Origin of the sequence: uncultured Veillonella sp., assembly GCF_963551295.1 — a bacterium.
Taxonomy (GTDB): domain Bacteria; phylum Bacillota; class Negativicutes; order Veillonellales; family Veillonellaceae; genus Veillonella.
The window spans coordinates 1-23,800 of the sequence record NZ_CAUVFT010000018.1; the positions used below are offsets into that span (position 1 = coordinate 1).

Consider the following 23,800-nt stretch of genomic DNA (forward strand, 5'->3'; position numbering starts at 1 on the left):
TGGTGGGGATCAAAACAAATTCCACTTGTATCTAAACAGGTATGGACGTTTCTTTCACGGAAATATGTGAAAAGCTCTGTAACAAAGTCAATTTGCATAAGAGCTTCCCCACCTGTAACGGTGATACCACCATTAGTATAAAATTGGCGGTTACGTTCGTACTGGTCCCACAATTCCTCTACGGTCATGAATTTAGCATCGTCGCTAGTTTCATCCCATGTGTCAGGATTGTGGCAATAAGCACAACGCATGGGGCATCCTTGTAAAAATACCACCATGCGCATGCCCGGACCGTCAACCGTACCCATCGTTTCAACCGAATGAATACGTCCAGTCATAGAAAACCTCGATTAGATACGTTGGTGGAAGGTACGGGAAATAACTTCGTCCTGTTGTTGTTTTGTCAATTTGTTGAAGTGCACCGCATAACCGGATACACGAATCGTCAATTGAGGGTACAACTCAGGATGTTTTTGAGCGTCTAACAATGTTTCACGAGTAAACACGTTGACGTTCAAATGATGGCCGCCCTTTTGGGAATAACCATCCAATAACTCTACCAAGTTATCAACTTGTTGGTTGCTCATGGGTATAACCTCCTTTCAACCAAGACTAACACGCGTATCGATGCCGGTGAAAGCAGTTCGATACTGTGGAAGATTTTACTTATCTTCCTCTATAGTAACATTTGGTTCGCTACATGCGAAGTTTGTATTGCTGTTAGGCAATTGAGAAGGGTCTAACTCAATATCAAAATCGCTAACGGAAACAAATGTTTCACCAGATTTACCTAATGCGTCCGGAATGATAGAGAAGGTATTAGAAATACCATCGGAGCAATCACGCCATGGCATTTTAGCTACGGATGCCAATGAAGATACGGCACCGTGAGAATCACGACCGTGCATTGGGTTCGCGCCAGGAGCGAAAGCTTCGCCAGCTTTACGGCCGTCTGGAGTAGAACCTGTAGCAGTACCATATACTACGTTGGAAGTAATTGTTAACAAGCTCATAGTAGGAACGGATTGACGATATGTAGGATGTTTACGAATTTTGTTCATAAATGTGGAAACAACTTTTGCTGCCAAGCCATCTACACGGTCATCATCGTTACCATATTTAGGGAAGTCGCCTTCGATTTCGAAATCAACAGCGATGCCATTTTCATCACGAATAGGTTTTACTTTAGCATATTTAATAGCGGATAAGGAGTCTGCTACTACGGATAAACCAGCGATACCAGTTGCAAACCAACGAGTTACCTTGCGGTCATGCAAGGCCATTTCTAGTTTTTCATAAGCATATTTATCGTGCATGTAGTGAATGATGTTTAATGCATTTACATATACGCCTGCCAACCATTCCATCATGTCGTTGAATTTTTCCCATACTTCGTCGAATTCTAAGTATTCGGAAGTGATAGGGCGGTATTTAGGACCAATTTGTTTCTTCAACTTTTCGTCAACGCCGCCATTGATTGCGTAAAGCAAGCATTTAGCCAAGTTGGAACGAGCGCCGAAGAATTGCATTTCCTTACCGATACGCATTGGGGATACGCAACATGCGATTGCGTAGTCATCACCAGAGTTAGGGCGCATCAATTCGTCATTCTCGTATTGAATGGAAGATGTTTCAATGGATAATTTTGCGCAGAAACGGCGGAAGCCAATCGGCATGCGAGGGGACCATAATACAGTGAGGTTTGGTTCTGGAGCAGGACCAAGGTTAGTCAATGTATGTAGGTAACGGAAGGACATCTTGGAAACCAATGTACGGCCGTCAGTACCCATACCACCGATGGATTCAGTCGTCCAAACAGGGTCACCTGTGAACAAATTGTTGTATTCGTGGATACGTGCGAAGCGAACCATGCGCAATTTCATAATGAAATGGTCTACGAATTCTTGAATTTGCTCCTCTGTGTATGTGCCGTTGCGAAGGTCTCGTTCAGCATAGATATCGAGGAATGTGGAGTTACGGCCAATGGACATAGCAGCACCGTTTTGCTCTTTAATGGCACCAAGATAGCCGAAGTAAATCCATTGCATAGCTTCACGAACATCCTTAGCTGGTTTGGAAATATCATAGCCATAGGACGCTGCCATTTCTTTCAATTCTTTCAAAGAACGGATTTGATCTTGTATTTCTTCACGGTCGCGAATGACATCTTCTAGCATGTCACCCATTGTGATGCTAAATTGTTCTTTTTTATCTTCAATGAGATAATCAACACCGTAAAGAGCGATACGGCGATAGTCACCGATAATACGGCCACGGCTGTACGCATCTGGCAAACCAGTTACAATATGAGCTGTACGTGCAGCACGCATTTCTGGAGTATATACATCAAATACGCCATCATTGTGAGTTTTGCGATGTTTTTTGAAGAAGTCCTCTGTTTGCGGATCCATTTTGAAGCCGTATTCTTCAATAGCGGATTTCGCTGTACGCAAGCCACCATAAGGGAACATAGCGCGTTTTAAAGGTTTGTCAGTTTGCAAACCAACGATCGTTTCAAGGTCTTTGTCGATATATCCTGGCGCATGGGCAGTAATGTGTGTGGCCACAGAAGTATCAGCATCAAGCATGCCGCCTTTTTCACGTTCTTCTTCGTAAAGCTTCATTACTTGGTTCCACAATTTTGTCGTTCTTTCTGTAGGACCAGCAAGGAAGGAATCGTCCCCTTCATAAGGGATATAGTTTCTTTGAATAAAGTCGCGTACATCAACGGCTTTATCCCACACACCTGTGTTAAAATCTTTCCATGCAGTATGTTGCATTTTGCACCTCCATAAAAGGATATAACTATAGATTTCTATGCCTATAGTGTACAATGTTTGTAACAATTCCACAATGAATAAATGATATAGATTTTCAATACATACTATGCGATTTTGTGAAGTATCTCATAAACTTTCATAAGCTAAATTGTTTGGATGCAACAGTATATATAGGTTTATATGAGTTTTTGTTTTTTATGGTTTTGTTTAATGTATATATAATAATATGAAATTGCATATCAATATTGTTAAGAAACCTTGGGTACCGATTTTTCAATAATATTGGATAGTTTATATTTGTGTATAGTTCAAGCGGTCGTTTACATCTTGTACAGAATTAGCCTGTAAGTCTTTATAAATGCACGTATATTGTGATGCTACGGAACGTTGCTGGACAAGAAAACAAGCGTTTCTTTTCTTCATTGATACTATGTACTATACTCTGAGCAGCTCTTGTTGAAGAGTAACTGATATTGCCTAAAATAGGAGGTCACATTATGGATTTTAATGAAAAATTACGGGAGTATAGAAAACAATTCGGATTATCTCAGGGAAAATTGGCGGAAACGCTCAATGTGTCAAGACAGGCCATAACAAAATGGGAATCGGGCAATGGGATGCCGGATATTTCGAATTTAAAGGCCCTTTCAGCTGTATTCAATATTTCTGTGGATGAATTACTTTCAGAAGAAGCGGTTAAACTTCGATATCCTTATGAAAGTATCGTAGAATATGATATCGATGAGATAAAACATTTCGATATTAAACTGGGATCTGTTAATCACGTAAAAATGAGAGCTGGAGAGGGTGAGAAGATAAAGGTTCAACTGGTTAGTGATACTATTGAAAATTTGACGGAACTGGTGAAAGTAAAAATCGATGATATTAAGAGGCGTATCGATGTAGATGTAAATCGTTCTAAATCCTTATCTGAGGAGCTTGTAAAAGAACATTTGTCGATTTTTATAAATTTGCCTGAAAAATATATGGGAGATACGGAGTTAACGACTCATTGTGAAAAACTGGAACTATTTGATATTATTAGTGAAAAGTTTGAACTAGATGGAGAGGCTAAAGAAATTTATATTGCCGGCGGTAACAGCCATATAGAGCTGGATAATAACTCTCCAATGGAGATATATGTAGCGGATTATACGGGGCGAATTGATGTAAATCAGATATCGGCGAAATCTCGTCTGCATGTCCCTCATGAGTATGCTTTCAAAGCGGTGAAAAAAGGTATTCGCACTAAATTGCTCTTCGAAGATTGTGGAAATCTTGTAGACGATTTTTCTGTGGCTGAATCAGAAAATCACATTGAAATCAATGGAATCAATAGTGAACTTACGATAGTCAAGCTAAGTAACTACTTGCCTTAATTATAGGGCCATTCCTGCAACATAGCTTTCATAAAGTTTTATTACTTGTTCTTACAAATTTGTTGTACATTTTGTAGAACCAATAAGGAAGAAATCGTTTCCTACATAGGAGGTAAAAGGTATAATAGATAATATATGCGAATATTGTTGAAAGGTGGATGTTAATGACAAATCGAAAGAAAGCACTTTTAGGTGCTTCTGCTACTATTGCTGTGTGGGCTACTGCATTTCCTTTCAGTAAAATAGCATTACAATCCGTAGATTCATTAACGCTTTCTGTGGCAAGGGTTATGGGTGGGGCCTTACTTATGCTAGTAATCGGTGTTGTAAAAGGCTTACACATACCGACAACATGGCGTGAGTGGGGTATATATATTCTGTTAGGTGCCACAGGGAATTTCGTTTACCAAGTTGTCTTTAATGAAGGTTTGCGCACAATTCCGGCGGCCACATCCAGTATTATTATGGCTTTGACTCCGATGACGACAGCGCTGATGGCCATGATTGTTTATAAAGATAAAATCCGCCCCATAGGCTGGTTATTTACAATAACGGCTTTTATAGGTGTAGCCATAATTATTCTTTGGAATTCAACCCTTACAATTCCTACAGGTGCATTATGGACTTTGCTGGGGATGACACTCTTTGCAGTTTATAATATCCTTAATCGTGGCCTTAGTTTAAAAGGATATAAGCCTATCACTATCGCCATGTGGTCTATGTTTACAGGTGCCATTATGGCTTTGCCTTTTGCGGAACATGCCATTGAAATGATTGCTGTGGCACCGATTAGTGCAAAATTTGCCATGGCCTATTTAGCCTTTCTTTCTAGTGCGTTAGGCTTTGTTTTCTGGAGTTTTGCTTTGGAACATGCGGAAAAGGTTTCAGATGTAACTAACTTTATGTATATCTCGCCTATAGTGGCAGCTATAGTAGCGGCCTTTTTATTGGGAGAAATTCCTAATATGGGACTCTATATTGGGGCACCAATCATACTAGGATCATTATTCTTATTTAATCGATATAGATAAGTCAATTTTCTTAGTAGCTGATTAGTGACTGAATTGTTTCGATTTGATGTAGATTTGATGTAAAAGAGATAAAATTAGATATGTAGGAATGTAAATCCTTATAATATAGAAACTATATAAACAAAGAACCTCTACCTTTTGATGGGTGAGGTTCTTTTTGTTTGACAGTCCTTATAAATTGTAGTAATCTAGGTACATAGTTAAAACATACCTTTGAGATATGTTTTAAAAAAAGGATTAATTCCTATTAAGTTAAAAGGAAAGAGGCGGTACAGTGATTGCTATACGAAATGTAACGAAAGCGTTTGACGTTAATAAACAAAAGGTTACTGCATTATCTGACGTAAACTTCAATATAGAAAAAGGTGACATATTTGGCATTATTGGCTTCAGTGGAGCTGGTAAATCTACACTGTTGCGGATGATTAATGCTTTAGAGGTACCTACCTCTGGTCATGTTGAAATAGATGGTGTCAATATCAATGGCTTAAGTTTTAATGACCTCAGAAAGGTGCGTAAGCGCATAGGTATGGTATTTCAACAGTTCAATTTATTGAATGCTAAATCTGTGTATGATAATGTGGCGATTCCATTGATTCTAAATAAGGTTCCTAAATCAGAGATTGATAAAAAGGTTAAAACTTTGTTAGACTTTGTTGATTTAGGCGATAAAGCAAATGCATATCCTGGAGAATTATCTGGTGGTCAAAAGCAACGTGTAGGTATTGCTCGTGCGCTGGCTACAGATCCATCAATTCTGCTTTGTGATGAAGCAACAAGTGCTCTTGATCCAGATACGACAGAGTCTATTCTTCAATTATTAGAGCGCGTTAATCGTGAACTAGGGGTAACAGTTGTTATCGTAACTCATGAGATTGATGTAATTCAAAAAATTTGCAATCGCGTTGTGGTTATGGAACATGGAAAACTCATAGAGAGTGGTTCTGTACTTGAGGTGTTTAGTAAACCAAAACATGAAACAACGAAAAGATTTGTTAGGACTGTCATTCCTGATGAGATTCCATCAACAGTGAAACATACCTTGGCCTGTGATAAGCGACCTTATACTATTCTTAAGATGCATTTTTTAGGAAATAATACGACCGATAATGTTTTATATCATATTAATAAAACTTTTGATTTAGAAACGAGCGTGTTATTTGCTACGGTAACAGAGTTAGAACATACAGTACTTGGTATTTTTATTGTTCAGTTTATTGGTGATAATCTTGAAGTGGGCAAGGTAAAAGAATATCTTGTGACACAAGGTATTGAATGGCAGGAGGTGACACTATAATGGACTTCTTTATGCAAGAACTTGGTGTTCCCGGTTCGCAGTTATTACTAGCCGCAGAACAAACATTATATATGGTGTTCCTATCTCTATTTATTGGTACGGTGTTAGGTTTAATTATTGCAGTTACACTGGTAGTAACAAATCCTAATGGTATCGTTAAAAATAGTATTGTCTATACCATTACAAATACCATTGTTAATATTGTACGTTCCGTACCATTTATCATTTTGATGGTGTTTATCTTACCATTAACAAAGATGATTGTAGGGACTCGTGTGGGAACAACGGCAGCTATCGTACCACTTGTTATATTTATTGCCCCTTATCTAGCTAGACTCTTTGAAAACTCTATTTTAGAGGTTAATAAAGGAATTATCGAGGCTGCACAATCAATGGGGGCCTCTCATTTTGAGGTGATTTGGCATTTCCTTTTACCGGAGGCAAAGGGTTCGCTTATTCTATCTATTACAACAGGTACCATAGGTCTTATCGGTGCTACTGCTATGGCTGGCGCCATTGGTGCAGGTGGTGTAGGTGATTTGGCTCTCACCTATGGTTATGAACGGTTGAACTTCCCATTGATGCTATTTACCGTTGTCATTTTAATTATTTTTGTTCAAATTATTCAAACAATAGGTAACTACTTTGCACGTCGTGCACGTCGTTCCTAATTTGATGAAATAGATTCTAGTTATTTTGATTGTGAAAGTATAGGAGAATATACCATGAAATTGAAAAAATTCCTTGCCCTTGGTGCGGCATTAGTATTTAGCGTAGCTTTTATCGCAGGCTGCGGTTCAAACAATAGCGATAATGGTGCAAAAAAAGAATTAAGCTATAGTAAATCTCAAGGCCCTTACTCTGAATTGTTTGAAAAAGGTGTAAAACCAATTTTGGAAAAACAAGGCTATACCTTTAAAGGTGTAGATATGTCTGACTTGGTACAAGCTGATCAAGTGTTGAGCGATGGTGAAGTAGATTTCAACGTTGAACAACATACAGCATACATGAAAAACTTCAACGAAAAACAAAATGGTCATCTTGTAGCCTTAACTCCAATTCCAACAGTACCAGCAGGTATCTTTAGTGGTTCTAAAACATCTTTAGATCAAGTGGCAGATGGTGACACTATTGCAGTACCTAATGATGCATCCAACATGGCTCGTGCGTATGCGTTATTGCAAAAAATTGGTTGGATTAAACTTGATCCAAATAAAGATTTAGCGACAGTAACACAAGCAGATATTATTGAAAATCCTAAACATCTTAAATTTACAGAAATGAAATCCCTTACAATTCCTTCTGTACGTACTGATTTCGATTACATTGTTATTACTGGTGCGATTATCTATAATGCAAAAATCGATCCTAAATCTGCATTGGCAAATGAAGATGTATTGCCACAATGGTTGTTACAAGTTGTAGTTAACGAGAAAAACAAAGATGCACAATGGGCAAAAGACATTGTAGCAGCTTACCATTCTCAAGAATTCAAAGACTACATGGAAAAAAATAACAACGGCCTATGGTTTGTACCAAAAGGTGAATAATATAATTTAGTAAGCTAATTACAATTGAAATATTTTTACAAAATAGATAGATAGCGATACCAATTAGATTCAATTCTTTACTTCTAAGGGGTATCGCTTTTTATTGTTATAAAAGCTATTACTAAAAGTTTATTATCAATTAATAAGTATTATGATTGAGTTTATATCATCTTATTGAAATATTTGATATACTGTATAGGCAATTTTTGTAATTTTTGTTTTGACGTAGTAAGGAGAGTTTCTAATGAAGTTGAATTGGAAATTATTCGCACCGCTTGTAGTAGCTATTCTTGTATGGCTCATCGGTGCTCCTGAAGGCCTTAGCGCAAATTCTTGGATTTACGTAAGTATTTTCGCTGGCCTCGTGGTAGGGTTGATTTTAGAACCAATGCCACCAGCTTTCATCGGTATCATTGCTGTTACCGTGTCTATGTTGTTTAAGGTTGGTCCTGCTCCTGTTGTAGATAAAGCAACTGGTGTAGCAAAGGCGATTACTGATGCACAAGCTATCAGTTGGGGCCTTAGCGGCTTCTCTAATGCCATTGTTTGGCTGATCTTTGCCGCTTTCATGATCGGCATCGGTTATGAAAACTCTGGCCTTGGCCGCCGTATTGCCTTGTTCCTCGTAGCAAAGCTTGGCAAGTCCTCTTTAGGTCTTGGTTATGCCATCGCTATTACGGACCTTGTATTGGCGCCGTTCATCCCAAGTAATGCGGCTCGTTCTGGTGGTACGATTTACCCAATCGTATCTAGTATTTGTCCAATGTTTGACTCCTATCCAGATAAGAATCCTCGTAAAATCGGTTCCTATTTGAACTGGGTAGCGTTGGCAACTACATGTGTATCTAGCTCCATCTTCTTGACTGGCCAAGCGCCAAACCCATTGGCTCTTGAATTGTCTGCTAAATCTGGTATCGTGGCGGCAAACTGGGGCACATGGTTCCTCGCATTTTTGCCAGTAGGTCTTATTTTGTTCATCATCACTCCATTGTTGACCTATGTATTCTGCAAGCCAGAGGTGAAAGGTTCCCCTGAAATTGCAGCTTGGGCAAAGGATGAGTACAAGAAATTAGGCTCCATGACACGCAGTGAAATTTTTATGGCCTTGATTTCCGTATTGGCTCTTGTATTGTGGATTGGTGCTTCTACATTTAAAGTAAACCCAACTACAACAGCTTTGATTGTTATTATCTTGATGATTTTCACTAAGATTATGACATGGCAAGACTTCCTTGCTAACAAACCAGCATGGAATGTTTTGACTTGGTTCGCTACACTCGTACCTATGGCTGCGGGTCTTAAAAATGTAGGCTTTTTGGAGTGGCTTGCTAAATCTGCAGGTGGTTCTTTAGTTTCTCTAGATCCTACAATGGCAGTTTTAGGTTTGTTATTAGCATTCTGTTTGCTTCGTTACTTCTTTGCTTCTGGCACTGCTTATGTAACGGCTATGGTAGGCTTATTTGCTACTCTAATTCTTCAAATTCCTGGCGTTGACCCAGCGCAAGTTATGTTGATTCTTTTAGTACCAATGGGGATTATGGGTATCCTCACACCGTATGGTACTGGTCACAGCCCAATCTGGTTTGCTAGTGGCTATAACAAAGGTCCTGAATTCTGGAAATTGGGCGCTATCTTTGGAATTATTTACCTCGCTATCTTTATCGTGGTGGGGATTCCATGGATTCAGTTCGTAATGCCACTTTTAGGATAGCTTTCCGCCGCCATATGTCTCTCTGCGCTCCATTCGCTGCAAGTCGCTGGACAGACATATGGCGGCTTCTTTCTATTCTGAAATGACAATACTCACTTCGAGGGGCAAGTCGCTTAGTAGATACAATGCGGCTTCTTTTTATCCTAAAATGGCAATGCTCACTTCAGAGGGCAAGTCGCTGGACAGACATATGGCGACTTCTTTCTATTCTGAAATGACAATACTCACTTCGAGGGGCAAGTCGCTTAGTAGATACAACGCGGCTTCTTTTTATCCTGAAATGGCAATACTTACTTCAGAAAAAGTCGAGCTTACAGAACGCTACGAGGGGCTTTTCTTATATCCGAAAATGGCATAGCTCACTTCAGAGGGCAAGTCGCTAGATAGACATATGGCGTTTTTTTCTATCTTAAAATGGCAATACTCACTTCGAGGGGCAAGTCGCTTAGTAGATACAACGCGGCTTTTTTATTTTAAAATGGTAATATTCGACAAATCTAAGAAAATAAATATAATATAATATTGATATGATAGTAAATATCTTTTTTTGAGTTTTCTGATGGAGGTAGTTTATTATTATGTCTGCTACAGAGCGTGTTGTTCAGTCAATTTTATATGAGATTGGTTGTATTTTAATTGGTTGTTTGGTAATGCAGTTTGTTCCGCATGAGGGGCAGCCTTTTTTATTGATGGTTATTTTTTCCTTACTAGCTATGGTTTGGAATTTTGTGTTTAACTGGATTTTTGATAAACTAGTACCAGGTGATCGATTAGCACGAGGTCCAATCATTCGCACGGTTCATGCAGTGTTGTTTGAAGGCTTATTTATGATTGCAACGGTGCCAATTATTATGTACATGATGCATATGACCTTTGGGATGGCTTTTATGACGGATATAACTATGACATTAGCTATTTTAGGTTATACATATGTATATAATTGGGTATATGATCGAGCACGTCTATATTTTGTAGAGGCTTAATTTTAAATGTGAGGTAGGTACCTCTTGTAAAATCTATATCGTATAGTAGGAGGTTCTTATGTCTACAAAGTCTATTACGGGCACAGGCCTATTGTTGGCCGTAGCCTTATTGGCGCAAAGCTTGCGCCTCATTTTCCCCTTTATTCCTAATCAGGTGAGCATGTTCCTCATCGGTTCCATTACGTCCGCAACCTTTGTACTCGCCACATGGCGCTATGGATGGAAGAATGGTCTTGTTATTGCTTGGATTGCACCAGTGGTAGCACATTTACAAGGCATGTTACCATTGCCGCCGTTCATTTTGATTACGGCTCTTGGCACGACAGCGTATGTATTTGTGGCACATTGGTTACAACATAAGCCAAAGCTTTTACTTATTATTGTGGCGGCTTTGGTAAAAGCCGGCGTACTCTTTGGGGGATATTCCTTGTTCTTCTCCTTGTTCCAATTTCCACCAAAAATTGTAAATACCATGCTTTTTGTATCTAGTTGGCCGCAATTGGTAACTTCGTCATTAGGTATTATTTTGTCATTACTTATTACAAAACGCATTAAAAATTAGGTCAACTTAACTTAGAGTTATGACAAGCCATTCAAAATAGATATGACTTTTCAGGGGCACTCAGGATGTATGAGTGCCCCTTTTTATTGACCTTAGTCATTCTCTACTCTTATAATTAACATATTGTATACAAATATGAGGAGTTGAATGGAATGAAATTTAATACAAAATGTGTTCACGGCAGTGGCAAGCCAGATAATACTGGTGCAATTTCCCCCGCAATTTATATGTCTAGTACATTTTCTCACCCGCAGTTGGGTGATACCACAGGTTACCAATATACGCGTGAGTCTAATCCGACGCGGGACCGTTTGGAACAATTGATAGCAGATCTTGAAGAAGGTACAGATGCATTAGCATTCTCTTCTGGTATGGCCGCAGTGGACGCAGTATTCCATCTATTCTCCCCTGGAGACCATATCATCTTAGGTGATGATTTATATGGTGGTTCTATCCGTATGTTCACCAATATTTATGAAAAAAACGGCATAGAATTTACATATGTTGGTACTTCTGATCTTGATGCGGTGAAAGCAGCTTTTAAACCAAATACTAAGGCTGTTTATATTGAAACACCTACCAATCCTATGATGGAGATTACCGATATTCGTGCACTCTGTGCATTGGCGCATGCACGTAATGCGCTAGTAATCATCGACAATACATTCTTGAGCCCATACTTCCAAAAACCATTGACTTTGGGTGCAGATATTGTCGTTCATAGCGGTACGAAATTCATCGGTGGCCATCACGATGTAATTTCTGGTTTCACTATTGTGAAAGATGAGGAAATCGCTGCTAAATTGCGTCTAACTTACAAAACTGTAGGGGCTTGTTTGTCCGCCATGGATAGCTGGCTCGTAATCCGCGGTGTAAAAACATTGGCACTTCGTATGGAGCAACACCAAAAGAATGCGATTGCTCTTGCTGAATGGCTAAAGACACAACCTAATGTTACTAAAGTATTGTTCCCAGGTCTTCCAGAACATCCAGGTTATGAAATCAATAAAGCTCAAACAACTGGATTTGGTGGCATGTTATCCTTCGAAGTAGACAGTGAAGAAACGGCTAAAACCGTATTGGAAGGCATTGAACTAATTCAATTTGCTGAAAGTCTTGGTGGTACAGAGTCCCTGTTGACGTATCCTGTGACGCAAACACATCCAGATTTAAAACCTGAAGATGCAGAGCGTAAAGGTATTACACGTCGCTTATTGCGTCTCTCTGTAGGTATTGAAGATACTGATGATTTGATTGCGGACTTGGAACAAGCTTTCAATAAATAAAGGAGTTCCTATGGGACAATATAATTTTGATCAAATAGTAGATAGAACTCATACAAAATCATTGAAATACGACTTTGCTGTAAAGCGCGGTAAACCTGCGGATGTGTTGCCATTCTGGGTAGCGGATATGGATTTTGAAATTCCCCTTGAGTTAAAACAAATCTTATTGGATCGTGTTAAGCATGGTGTTTTCGGCTATACAGAGTCTGATGATGAATACTTTGAAGTGTTGGAGAATTGGTTTGCTACGCGCTTTAACTGGACGCCAGAACAAAAATGGCTTGTTAAAACGCCTGGTATCGTATTTGCTTTAGCGATGGCGGTTCGTGCTTTTACCGAGGTTGGCGAAGGGGTGCTCATTAATCAACCTGTGTACTACCCATTTAGTATGGTTATCGACGACAACGATCGTCGTCTTATCAATGTGCCGCTCGTCAAAGGCGACGAAAAATACACTATCGACTTTGAAGGCATCGAGCGTGCAATTATCGAGGAGAATGTAACATTATTCCTCTTGTGTAATCCGCACAATCCAGTAGGGCGCGTGTGGACTGAGGACGAGTTGAAACGCCTCGGCGACATTTGTATTAAACACAATGTACTCATCGTAAGTGATGAAATCCACGCTGACTTTGTTTGGAAAGGGCATACTCATAAGGTCTTTGCCGACCTAGGTGAAAGCTATGCAGAGCATTGCATTGTATGTACAGCGCCTAGCAAGACTTTTAACATAGCAGGCTTACAAGTAAGTAATATTTTCATTCCAAATGATTCCTTACGCCGTCGTTTTATAAAAGAAATTGACCGTACTGGCTATAGCCAGTTAAATACGATGGGGATTGTGGGCTGTGAAGGAGCCTACAAAGTCGGGGCTCCTTGGCTTGATGAATTAAAAGAATATATTCAAGACAATATTCAATTCACCATTGACTATGTAGCAAAATATATGCCAAAGATTCGTGTATATCGTCCTGAAGGGACATATCTCATGTGGCTGGACTGCTCTCAACTGCCGCTTAGCCCTAAAGAGCGAGACGAATGGATCATCAATGATGCCAAGCTATGGCTCGATACAGGTTCTATGTTTGGCGTCGATGGGGAGGACTTTGAACGCATTAATGTAGCTTGTCCTCGTAAAATCTTGGAAGAAGGGCTCGAAGCTTGGCGTCGTGCCTATGAGGCTAAAGGCTTTTAATTAGATTAGGTTATCAAATTGTAGAATATGTAGAGGTGACACTATGCCTATTAAAGTAATAAAAAATTTACCGGCCATAACGAAATTAGCTCAAGAGAATATTTTCGTTATGGATACTGAACGGGCGGAAAATCAACAAATCCGACCTTTGCAAATTTTGCTTGTCAATTTGATGCCTACTAAAGAAGTGACGGAAACGCAAATTTTGCGTGCTCTCAGTAATAGTCCATTGCAAGTTAATTTAACTTTGTTACATACTGCATCTCGTAAGGCTAAAAATACAGATGAACAATATTTAGAAACCTTCTACCGCACCTTTGATGAAGTAAAAGACCAGTTTTTTGACGGTATGATTATTACCGGTGCTCCTGTAGAGTTAATGCCTTTTGAAGAGGTAGACTATTGGTCTGAACTCGTAGAAATCATGAACTGGGGCGAAGAGCATGTATACTCTACGTTCTATATCTGTTGGGGTGCTCAAGCTGGCTTATATCATCACTTTGGCATTAATAAATCGATTATGGATGAGAAATTATTTGGTGTTTACGAACACGATATTTATAATGATCGACCAGTGCTCATGCGTGGATTTGATGAAAAGTTTTGGATGCCACACTCACGGCACACCACAGTTTCGTTGCAACAAATTAAGGAAAATCGTGACTTGGAACTCTTGGCTGGGTCTGAACCAACAGGAGCTGCTATCGTTCGTAGTTTAGATAATAAACATATCTTTGTATTTGGTCATGCCGAATACGATTGGGATACACTTAACCGTGAGTACGTGCGGGATATCAAAAAAGGTATGGATATTGCGGTTCCTGAAAACTACTTCCCGGATAATGATCCGAAACAACGTCCCATCGTGCGCTGGCGCTCTGTAAGTACACTATTATTTACAAACTGGTTAAACTACTATGTATACCAAGAAACGCCATATATCATTGAACAAATACAAAAAATGAAATTTGAACGGGATAAAAATTTAGGCGCTTACATCTAAATTTAAGCACTTATTTTTAATTTATTGTTAGTACTATGTACCCCTAATTACTTCTAACATCTCTCAAGGGAGCGGGTTCTTTGGAAGTAATTAGGGGATTTTATTTCTTATAAAATGATTTTGCTTGCTTTAGAGGCTTTGGTAAAAGTTTTCATCATCCTTTGTTCACCATAGTTTAAAGTTATGGAGAAGACCATATAAAAAATAGTAGACATATTTTTTAAAGCATAGTACTATACTAGGTATAAAGAATGAACTTAAAATATAATTAATATAAAGGAGTTATCATAATGAGTAAGCAATACAGATTTGAAACATTACAATTACATGCCGGACATACGGTGGATCCAACAGGTGCTCGTGCGGTGCCTATTTATCAAACTACATCTTTCGTATTTAAAGATGCTGAGGAAGCAGCGGGTCGTTTTGCGTTGACTAATCCTGGTGGCATTTATTCCCGCCTTGGCAATCCTACAACCGATGTATTGGATGCTCGCGTTGCACAACTTGAAGGTGGCGCAGGCGGTATAGCTGTAGCATCTGGTTCCGCAGCAGTTACGTACTCTATTTTAAATGTAGCAGATGCTGGCGACAATATTGTTGCTGCATCCACATTGTACGGTGGTACTTATAATTTGTTTACTGCTACATTGCCTCGATTGGGGATTCAAACTAAATTCGTAAATCCCGATCATTTGGAAGAATTTGAAGCAGCTATCGATGAAAAGACTAAAGCCGTTTATATCGAATCTATTGGTAACCCTGGTATTAATCTTATCGATGTACAAGCAGTAGCTGATATTGCACACAAACACAATATCATCTTAATCGTAGATAATACATTTGCATCTCCATACTTGTTCCGTCCATTAGAACATGGTGCTGACGTAGTTGTACATTCTGCTACTAAATACCTTGGTGGTCATGGTACAACATTGGCTGGTGTAGTAGTAGAATCTGGTAAATTCGATTATAAAGGTTCTGGTAAATATCCTGGCTTCTCTGAAGGGGATGAACACTATAATGGTTTAGTGTATGGTGATCTACCAATTCCATTTACTGTAAAAATTCGCGCTCAATTGCTTCGCGATACAGGTGCATGCATTACACCGCTTGCATCTTGGCAAATCTTGCAAGGGGTTGAAACTTTGTCCTTGCGCGTAGAACGTCATGTTGAAAATACTCGTAAAGTAGTAGATTTCTTAAGCAAACATCCTAAAGTAGCATGGGTAAATTACCCAGAATTAGCAGATAGCAAATATAAAGCGTTAGCAGATAAATATTTCCCTAAAGGTGTTGGCTCTGTATTCACATTCGGTGTAAAAGGTGGTAAAGAATCCGGTATTAAGCTAGTTGATTCTTTGGAAATCTTCTCCAATCTTGCCAACGTAGCAGATGCTAAATCTCTTGTTATTCATCCTGCATCTACAACTCATGCTCAACTTAATGAAGAGCAACAAAAATCTGCTGGGGTAACACCAGACATGATTCGTTTGTCTATCGGTCTTGAAAATGTAGATGACATCATCGAAGACTTAGCACAAGCTTTAGATAAAGCTTAATCTTTCACACCTTTAGTTTGAAAACTATAGATCAAACTTTCAGAACTTACAAATGACATCCTTAAGCTGAACTTTGCTTAAGAAATAGAACACATAACTATCAAACCTATAAAACTTATACAAAAGACCTCCCGTTGGGAGGTCTTTTTGTTAGTATGTGCTAATTTTATAAGAATAAAAAGTTGTATAGGTGTAATACAACCTTGATAGAATGGATATATAAAAAGACCTTGGATTCAATGATCCAAGGCCTTTAAGGGAGTATAGTGTGTGTAACGTTTGGTCTGTGGTGTGTGCACAGACCGTTTTCCTATTGTGTGAGATAGGATGTTAGGGAACCCGTGGTTAGTGTTACGGGCTCTCTGAGAGTGTGTTAGAGAGTGTATCCAAAGGATACAGTGTGTATAGTATGTGTGTTATATGTGTAGTGTGTCATCTAAGTGGGTTAGGATAGGGTTTCACTTGATGAAAGAAAAATCTTAGTATTTTGTGTTTTTAACTTTAGCGCTAATAACTTTACCGGATGTAGCGTCTACTTTTACTTCAGCATTTTTACCGCCGCCAGTTGTCATATCGAATTCATATACAACTCTGCCGTTTTCACGTTCAACCGTCCAATCCATAGTTTGGAAATCAGAACCAACTTTTTCCATAGCTTTTGTTTCAGCTACTTCAGGAATGATGATGTTTTGAACGTTAATTGTTTTAGAAGCTTTGGAGTAACCTTTTACTTCTTTACCAACGATTTGACCAGATGCTTCGTCTACTTTAATTTCTACTTCACGGTTGCCATAATAACCTTCTACTTCATAGTAAGGATTGTGTTTTGCGTCATAGGAAATAGATTTTACAGTAGCGCCAGGGAATTGTTGTTGGAATACTGTAATAGCGCCCATATAATCAACAGAATAGTTAGCTTGTGCGGATGGAACAACGCTACCAACACCATTCCAGTTGCTATGGTTGTTGTAACCATGGTTGCTAGCTGCACCAACTACACCTGCTAATAATACTGTACTAACGCCAAATGCACATAGTACTTTGGATACTTTCTTAACATTTTTCATAAGCAATGCCTCCTGATACCAAATTATAATTTTCGTTTAGTTACGATTTTGTGAAAGTAGATTTTACTCAATCTACTTACGTATAATTTAATCTTGTTATATGAAAATAAGATGAATTTAAATGGTTTTTGTATGAAGATGAGTATATCTTTTAGTTATTATAAACTATTGATAATAACTATTAGCTATAGTCAAAATTAAAAAGTACAAAAAACATAGTATATATAATATTAGACTATATAGTAAACTAAAAGTCAATCATTATAGTTGACAATTAAAAATACAAGTGCTTTAATTTAGATAGTTAGTAGTTTGTTTTCGTGTTATCTTGGATTTTTATTTTCCATTGATAGCACAAATTCCTGCTTAGGTCTGTTATGAATGGAGGTATACCATGAGCTCTACTGTATCAAAACAAACTCACATTACCACCCGTCAGTTAACGATGACAGCACTCTTTGTGGCGCTAATCGCCGTTGGTGCTTTCATACGGGTCCCATTACCGAATTGTCCGTTTACATTGCAAATCTTATTTACTACATTAGCGGGCATTGTTTTAGGTAGTCGTTTAGGTGCCGCTAGTGTTGGCATTTATATTGTATTAGGTCTTGTTGGGGTTCCTATTTTTACGTCCGGTGGTGGTCCTAGTTATATTTTGCAACCTACCTTTGGTTATTTAATTGGCTTTATGGTTGGTGCGTATGCAGTAGGACGCATTGCAGAGACAATGGATACATTATCGTTTAAACGTTTGCTAGCTGGATCCATATTAAATCTATTTATTGTATATGGTCTTGGCATGGTGTACCTATACTTTATTATGAATCTGTATTTAGGTAAGCCTATTGGTGTCGAAGCTGTTATTATTACATGCTTCCTAATCCCCGTTGGTCCAGATATTTTCTTGTGCGCTGTAGCAGCATCTCTTGGTAAGAGAATTATTAAAGAATTACAGCACTAATAGAACATTTTAATAATTATTATAATTATAATAACAAGAATAAATATAATAACTATTATAAGGCATCAATCTTTTGTAGATTCATATAGACATTGAACTATGAAATATACGTTATTATTTTATTCAACAGAATCATTCCTATTAAAAACGAGGCGTTAAGCCTCGTTTTTTATGTAATTCTTAAGGGTATACATAGCCTAATATAGGTTCTGCAGATTTGATTTTTGTAATCTCTACATATGGTTGTTTACGACCGTGGAAGTCTCGCGTAGAAACCTTACCTTCAATCGATACCCATTGTTCATTTTGTAAGCTATCACCATCTGTTTTATAGGCTGTCATGCCAATAGGGGCAACGTCAGCAATACAACAAGCCATAGCCATACGAGAAATCGTAAATTCGTTAGATTTTAATGTATTATCTTCGCGGTTTACATAGCCTGTCATATAAACTGTGTAGTCTTTATATTGATCAACATTAGATCCAACCTTAACAATAGTTTGATAGAAATTATCTGAGTTCAAAACGATTTCTTTTTTGTCCTTGGAAATCCCTGGCTCTTTACTTTCACTGTTAACGGTGACAACCTCTCCAATAGCATCGTTTGTAAAGTCGAAATTGTTAGTATCATCGTTTACGCGAGCGGCACCATGAACGCCTGTTGATGGTACAAGAACGGGAGGAATGATGAGCAACATAATGGGAATAATAATCGGAACGATAGACTTCCAGTTATGCTTGTAGTATTTTGAAGGCGCCCAAATGATCGTCGCTAGACCTCCTAAAATAAGGGCAACGCCACTAATACCTAGTAAAAGTTCATAACGTGGTGCAATATAGTTTAAATAACGACCTGTCACAATGAGGTAAATACAGCAGATACCTAAGGTGAGATACAATAGACCTTTCACGATAGAAAAGCGATCTTTCAGTCCTAATGTCATGAAATCATCTCCTTTTAATCAATTAAGAACTGAGATAATAATTATCTTAAAATTAAGATATATTACACTATAAGATGTAATGATTATACTGAATTACAAATAGTAGCTCGTTAATTTAATGAGTAATTGTGAATTGGAAAGTAGTTAAGTAAGAATTTGCCTACTAACTAAGTAAAAATTTGTAAACTAGCTAAGAAAAAATTTGAATACTAATGCTGCTATGTAGGACATAACGGCAATCGTTATACTTAATCGTATGATAAATGAGGTAGGCATATATTGTTTTAATATATACACGTTTTTGATATCTAGCATCGGACCCAAGATGAGGAAGCCCATTACGGAGCTAATAGGAAATAAAGTGCTCAAGGATTTACCGATGATAGCATCTGATGTAGAGCAGACTGAGAAGAAGAATGCTAACATCAGCAAAATTGGAATGGCTGTAAATTCTGGCAAGGTTAATCCTGCATTGAGAAGCCAAGGCTTGCCATACACTTGAACTATAGATAGTACAGTTGCCGCCATGGAGAAATAGAATAAGAGTTGAGAAAACTCTTGTTCCATATGGATTAACAATCTTTTTTTATCAATATATTTAGTTTTAGTTGTTTCTAAAACGATTTCTTCGTAGCTAAGACTCTGTGGTGCTCTTGCTTTGAATATAGATGTGGATGGAGGCCAGAATCGGAATGATAGGGCTACTAACAAGGCCACAACTAGTCCTAAAACGATACGCCATACGGAGAGCATAGGATTGTCTGGAAATGCATACCAAGTAGAAAGAATGGTGATAGGGTTTATAATCGGACTAGCGAGCATAAATAAAAGGGCTACCGATAAAGGGATACCTCTGTCTATTAGTGCCTTGAATAGTGGGATGATGGCGCAGTCACAGACTGGCAAGGCAAAACCACTGACCATGGCAGCTCCATAGCTTTTCCAAGAATGGTCACCTAAAAGTTTCAATAGCACTCGTTGTGGCACGAAATAACGAATAATCGTTGAGCCTACCGTGCCTAGCAATAGGAATGGAATGGCTTCGATGATGAGACCCGTGATTATAGCGAAGCATTGGTGGATAGAATAGGGGATGTCATGGCGAAAAGCTGTGACCAACAGTATATAAGTTGTAACACCAATAACTAATAGATTGGGAATGAGTCCCCATGTAGAATTTCGGCACAGCTGCTCCACTTTTTCAGGGGTGGGAGTAGTTACAATTTTAGCTTCTCCGTTGTAGGTGCGCAATAAAGCGTGATGTGTATCGGATTCTGTGATGATACAATCTGCGCTGTATAATTGACTCATTACGTCATTACCTAAGCCAGGGAGTATGGTTGAAACAAATTGATCGGTACAAATATATAACACCTTTTCTATTTGTACCAGGTGGCTTAATATATCGCTATATAGTAAGGCTTCTAGTTGATGAAAGCTTACCATGCCATTCCACTCAATCCATAGCTCTTTTGGCTGTAGTCGTTTTAAATAATCCGCAATTTTACAGGCTATCAACTCGTAAGACTTGATATCGCTAGGAATGATGGCACTGAGTTCATCCGCATTGAGTTGTAAGGGCTCTTTAATAAGAGGCTCACTGCCTTCTTCGGCGCTAATTATTGCGGTACCGCCTAGCTTTTTTCGGTATTGTAATTGTTTGTTTATGAACGTGCTTTTACCGGATCCAATAAACCCTGTAACGATATAAACAGGAATCATGATTGACACACTTCGTTATGTACCATTGGTACATTAAAATCTGTTCCGATAACGACTAAACTATAGTCATTAGTTTCACTAGGTGAAAGCGAACAATAATGTGTGCCGTACTGGAGTTCGTGTGGGCCTTCTGTAGTAGGTACAATCCCTTTGGCACGAAGCACTGTATCAGGCATGCCTTCTAAAATGGTTTTCCACTGTGCGAGACTGAGAGTACGTAAATCCTTAAAGGTATGACTCATAAATAAATGTTCATCGTGCAAACAGTGATCATCATGACAATGATACAGGCGCTTGATGTAATCACGCAAACTGATGGTATCCCATGCTTCTTCATGGATTGGTGTATGTGGCGCGAGGTCACGAATCATACGTTTCGTAATGCTTGTTTGTTGAATATCTTCTGTATGGCTCAAAAAAATCGCATCACTATGAGTGATTTGATCCTTGAAGAAAAGACCAAAATTTTTGATAAACATTGGTGCTTGCATAGCATCGACAGTCGTTATCGATGCGTGAACGTAAGCAGATTTTGCAATGTCCTCGTCGTTACAAGTATGGATGATTTCACTAAGCTTGCTAACACCTGATGGCTCGATGTAGATCATATCGATTTTGTAATTTTGGAGAATATCAAGTAGTGCTTGCTGGAAATTTCCTTGTAAGCTACAACAAATACAGCCAGAGGTTACTTCGCGGACTGTAGCCCCTGTTTTTGCAAGATTAGTCGCATCAAGGCTAGTTTCACCAAAATCGTTTTCTATAATAAGAATTTTATCTTTCGATGTATGTTCTTTTAATATATGTTGTAATAATGTTGTTTTTCCAGAACCTAGAAATCCGGATATAATAACTATTGGAATCATATATACCTCCTGCGTAATGTAAACACAGTATACACCTATAGGATAACACAGAAAATACTCTATGGGGTATATGGAGACTAGCAAGTTCCTCAGAGTTTAACAGTCTTCTCTGAAATTTATAGGTTATATACTATATATGAGTATACTGACACATGTAGTTGATATTCATAATTATTTATAAATAAAATGATGCATTACATGTTGTTCACATATGAAGGAATACTCCCATGTGAATAAATATTTATTTGTATAGTTGAGAAATTTTTATAAAAAAATCCCTCCTACAAGATAATTCAGTTGGAGAGATTGGCTGAATTACTTGTAGGAGGGTTGGAGAGTCATTATTACATGGATCTCGTAATTTGATGTGCTATTTGCTTATAGTATAACAAATTATACATCAAAAATATAGTAATTATTTATTTTATTGTAATTTTGCTAATAATGCTTTGAGGTACACATATACATTTTCAACAGAAGGTAAATGAACGCGTTCTGTTGGTGTATGAGGACTTACGATAGTAGGCCCAAAGCTAATCATCTGTGTATTTGGTAATACGCCTTTTAATAAACCACATTCGAGGCCTGCGTGGATGGCATTTACATTAGCTGGTGTATTGAACATTTCGTTATGCAAGGAAATCGCTTGTTCTTCCAATTTTGAGCCTTTGTCGTATTCCCATGCTGGATATCCACCTGTACGCTCTGCGGCTACGCCAAGTGCTTTTGCAAGAAGCATCATTTTTTTAGTTAAGAATTCAAGACTATTGCTATTGGAACTACGAATAGAAATGAGTATTTCAATGGTATGTTGATTTTCACGTACGATAGCAATATTATTAGATGTTTCTACAAGGTTTAGGATAGACTTACTTACAGAATGAACCCCATCTTGTGCAAGATAGATATATGTAATAAGTGCTTCTGTTGTGTCTTCTGCATATACTATTTCAGGAGTAGGAACATCTTCAACTACGAATGTAAGTCCTGGATCCTGTACGCTATATTCGTGTTGATATTGTTTTTCTTGGTATGCGAGTAATGTTTTAATGGCTGCCACATCTTCAGAACGTACAGATAATACGGCTACTGCCTTAGACGGGATTGCATTATGTTTTACGCCACCTTCGAAGAACGCTAAACTAATAGGATATTGCTGTTGAATATCATAGAGCACACGGGTTAGCACTTGGTTTGCATTGGCTCGTTGCTCGTTGATTTCGATGCCGGAGTGCCCCCCCTTGAGGCCGGTTACTGTAATGGATAAGCCCGCATCATAGCCTGGTTGATTGTTATCGCGTAACAATGGAGTTTTTACATGTACGTGGCAACCGCCAGCACAACTAACGGTGAAGTCATGTTCTACCTCTGTATCTAGGTTGAGTAAGTAGTCACCAGTTACTTGGCCTTCTTTAATGGCAAAGGCACCATCCATACCAGTTTCTTCGTTGGTAGTGAATAATAATTGCATTGGACCATGTTGTTGGTTTTCATCTTCAAGGAGAGCAAGCATCATAGCAGCTCCCATGCCATTATCAGCACCTAACGTTGTATGGTCTGCGTGCATCCAATCGCCTTCGATGATGTTGGCGATTGGATCTTTAGAGAAGTCGTGGTTAGAGTCATGGTCTTTAACACAAACCATATCAATATGGCCTTGTAAAATGATGGATGGACGGTTTTCATAACCTGGAGATGCAGCTTTTTTTATAACTACATTAAAGATTTCGTCTTGATGAACTTCAAGACCTAAATTTTTGGCAAAGTTCACGATGTAATCGCTGATTCCTTTTTCATTGCCGGACTCACGTGGAATTTGGCTCATTTCTTTAAAAATTTCTAAAACGCGTTTTGCTTGAACGATTGTTTCCATAATGGCACCTTTCATTCTCATGTAGAA

Annotated in this window: 22 protein-coding genes; 14 read left to right on the forward strand and 8 right to left on the reverse strand. The window is 38.4% G+C overall.

The annotated features are described in order from the left end of the window. From RYO55_RS06170 to pflB, 3 genes are all read right to left on the reverse strand, one after another. The coding region (locus RYO55_RS06170; protein ID WP_314984656.1) for a 4Fe-4S cluster-binding domain-containing protein at window positions 1–338 on the reverse strand (338 nt) is incomplete at its 3' end. Between the two features lie 12 nt (window positions 339–350). Then, window positions 351–587, reverse strand: coding sequence for an autonomous glycyl radical cofactor GrcA3 (grcA3, locus tag RYO55_RS06175; RefSeq protein ID WP_004693956.1), 237 nt, complete (start codon window positions 585–587; stop codon window positions 351–353). 75 nt (window positions 588–662) lie between these two features. Beyond that, window positions 663–2,780, reverse strand: coding sequence for a formate C-acetyltransferase (gene pflB, locus RYO55_RS06180; protein ID WP_314984658.1), 2,118 nt, complete (start codon window positions 2,778–2,780; stop codon window positions 663–665). Between the two features lie 497 nt (window positions 2,781–3,277). Between pflB and RYO55_RS06185 the strand changes: the two genes are divergently transcribed. From RYO55_RS06185 to RYO55_RS06245, 13 genes are all read left to right on the forward strand, one after another. Continuing rightward, entirely contained in the window at window positions 3,278–4,159 is an 882-nt protein-coding gene (locus RYO55_RS06185) for a helix-turn-helix transcriptional regulator (RefSeq protein ID WP_314984660.1), read from the forward strand. A gap of 164 nt (window positions 4,160–4,323) precedes the next feature. Next, window positions 4,324–5,190, forward strand: a complete 867-nt coding sequence (locus RYO55_RS06190; RefSeq protein ID WP_314984662.1) for a DMT family transporter — start codon at window positions 4,324–4,326, stop codon at window positions 5,188–5,190. 274 nt (window positions 5,191–5,464) lie between these two features. Beyond that, window positions 5,465–6,487 carry an ATP-binding cassette domain-containing protein gene (locus RYO55_RS06195; RefSeq protein ID WP_314984663.1) on the forward strand — a complete coding sequence of 341 codons (1,023 nt, stop codon included), beginning with the start codon at window positions 5,465–5,467 and terminating at the stop codon, window positions 6,485–6,487. Next, window positions 6,487–7,158, forward strand: a complete 672-nt coding sequence (locus RYO55_RS06200) for a methionine ABC transporter permease (RefSeq protein WP_005381510.1) — start codon at window positions 6,487–6,489, stop codon at window positions 7,156–7,158. The genes RYO55_RS06195 and RYO55_RS06200 overlap by 1 nt, the downstream gene beginning before the upstream one ends. Before the next feature lie 54 nt (window positions 7,159–7,212). Further along, window positions 7,213–8,037, forward strand: a complete 825-nt coding sequence (locus RYO55_RS06205) for a MetQ/NlpA family ABC transporter substrate-binding protein (protein ID WP_308521409.1) — start codon at window positions 7,213–7,215, stop codon at window positions 8,035–8,037. Window positions 8,038–8,281: 244 nt separating this feature from the next. After that, entirely contained in the window at window positions 8,282–9,748 is a 1,467-nt protein-coding gene (locus RYO55_RS06210; RefSeq protein WP_295816307.1) for a DASS family sodium-coupled anion symporter, read from the forward strand. A gap of 58 nt (window positions 9,749–9,806) precedes the next feature. Then, a complete protein-coding gene (locus RYO55_RS06215; protein WP_314984664.1) occupies window positions 9,807–10,106 on the forward strand; it encodes a hypothetical protein in 300 nt (99 codons plus the stop codon). Between the two features lie 220 nt (window positions 10,107–10,326). Further along, complete coding sequence (locus RYO55_RS06220) at window positions 10,327–10,731, forward strand: PACE efflux transporter (RefSeq protein WP_314984665.1); 405 nt, start codon at window positions 10,327–10,329, stop codon at window positions 10,729–10,731. Window positions 10,732–10,789: 58 nt separating this feature from the next. Then, window positions 10,790–11,293, forward strand: coding sequence for an ECF transporter S component (locus tag RYO55_RS06225; RefSeq protein WP_314984666.1), 504 nt, complete (start codon window positions 10,790–10,792; stop codon window positions 11,291–11,293). Window positions 11,294–11,445: 152 nt separating this feature from the next. Next, window positions 11,446–12,579, forward strand: coding sequence for a PLP-dependent aspartate aminotransferase family protein (locus RYO55_RS06230; protein WP_314984667.1), 1,134 nt, complete (start codon window positions 11,446–11,448; stop codon window positions 12,577–12,579). 10 nt (window positions 12,580–12,589) lie between these two features. Next, the gene (locus tag RYO55_RS06235) at window positions 12,590–13,774 is read left to right on the forward strand and encodes a MalY/PatB family protein (RefSeq protein ID WP_314984668.1); all 1,185 of its coding nucleotides are present in this window, start codon (window positions 12,590–12,592) and stop codon (window positions 13,772–13,774) included. A 43-nt stretch (window positions 13,775–13,817) separates the two neighbouring features. After that, entirely contained in the window at window positions 13,818–14,777 is a 960-nt protein-coding gene (gene metA, locus RYO55_RS06240; RefSeq protein ID WP_004697897.1) for a homoserine O-succinyltransferase, read from the forward strand. Between the two features lie 290 nt (window positions 14,778–15,067). After that, window positions 15,068–16,339 carry an O-acetylhomoserine aminocarboxypropyltransferase/cysteine synthase family protein gene (locus RYO55_RS06245; RefSeq protein WP_314984670.1) on the forward strand — a complete coding sequence of 424 codons (1,272 nt, stop codon included), beginning with the start codon at window positions 15,068–15,070 and terminating at the stop codon, window positions 16,337–16,339. Window positions 16,340–16,818: 479 nt separating this feature from the next. On the opposite strand, the gene RYO55_RS06250 is transcribed toward RYO55_RS06245, so the two are convergent. Beyond that, the gene (locus tag RYO55_RS06250) at window positions 16,819–17,406 is read right to left on the reverse strand and encodes a PepSY domain-containing protein (RefSeq protein ID WP_004693923.1); all 588 of its coding nucleotides are present in this window, start codon (window positions 17,404–17,406) and stop codon (window positions 16,819–16,821) included. Between the two features lie 394 nt (window positions 17,407–17,800). On the opposite strand from RYO55_RS06250, the gene RYO55_RS06255 reads away from it, so the two are divergent. Beyond that, complete coding sequence (locus tag RYO55_RS06255; protein WP_295816292.1) at window positions 17,801–18,367, forward strand: biotin transporter BioY; 567 nt, start codon at window positions 17,801–17,803, stop codon at window positions 18,365–18,367. 180 nt (window positions 18,368–18,547) lie between these two features. On the opposite strand, the gene RYO55_RS06260 is transcribed toward RYO55_RS06255, so the two are convergent. The 4 genes from RYO55_RS06260 to RYO55_RS06275 form a co-directional block, all read right to left on the reverse strand. Further along, the gene (locus tag RYO55_RS06260; protein WP_278451935.1) at window positions 18,548–19,312 is read right to left on the reverse strand and encodes a TIGR03943 family putative permease subunit; all 765 of its coding nucleotides are present in this window, start codon (window positions 19,310–19,312) and stop codon (window positions 18,548–18,550) included. 186 nt (window positions 19,313–19,498) lie between these two features. Continuing rightward, window positions 19,499–21,034: a permease gene (locus tag RYO55_RS06265; RefSeq protein WP_314984674.1), complete on the reverse strand. Its 1,536-nt coding sequence runs from the start codon at window positions 21,032–21,034 to the stop codon at window positions 19,499–19,501. After that, window positions 21,031–21,900, reverse strand: coding sequence for a GTP-binding protein (locus RYO55_RS06270; RefSeq protein WP_004693915.1), 870 nt, complete (start codon window positions 21,898–21,900; stop codon window positions 21,031–21,033). The genes RYO55_RS06265 and RYO55_RS06270 overlap by 4 nt, the downstream gene beginning before the upstream one ends. Window positions 21,901–22,324: 424 nt before the next feature. Continuing rightward, a complete protein-coding gene (locus RYO55_RS06275) occupies window positions 22,325–23,773 on the reverse strand; it encodes an aminoacyl-histidine dipeptidase (protein WP_314984676.1) in 1,449 nt (482 codons plus the stop codon). Window positions 23,774–23,800: the final 27 nt, after the last annotated feature.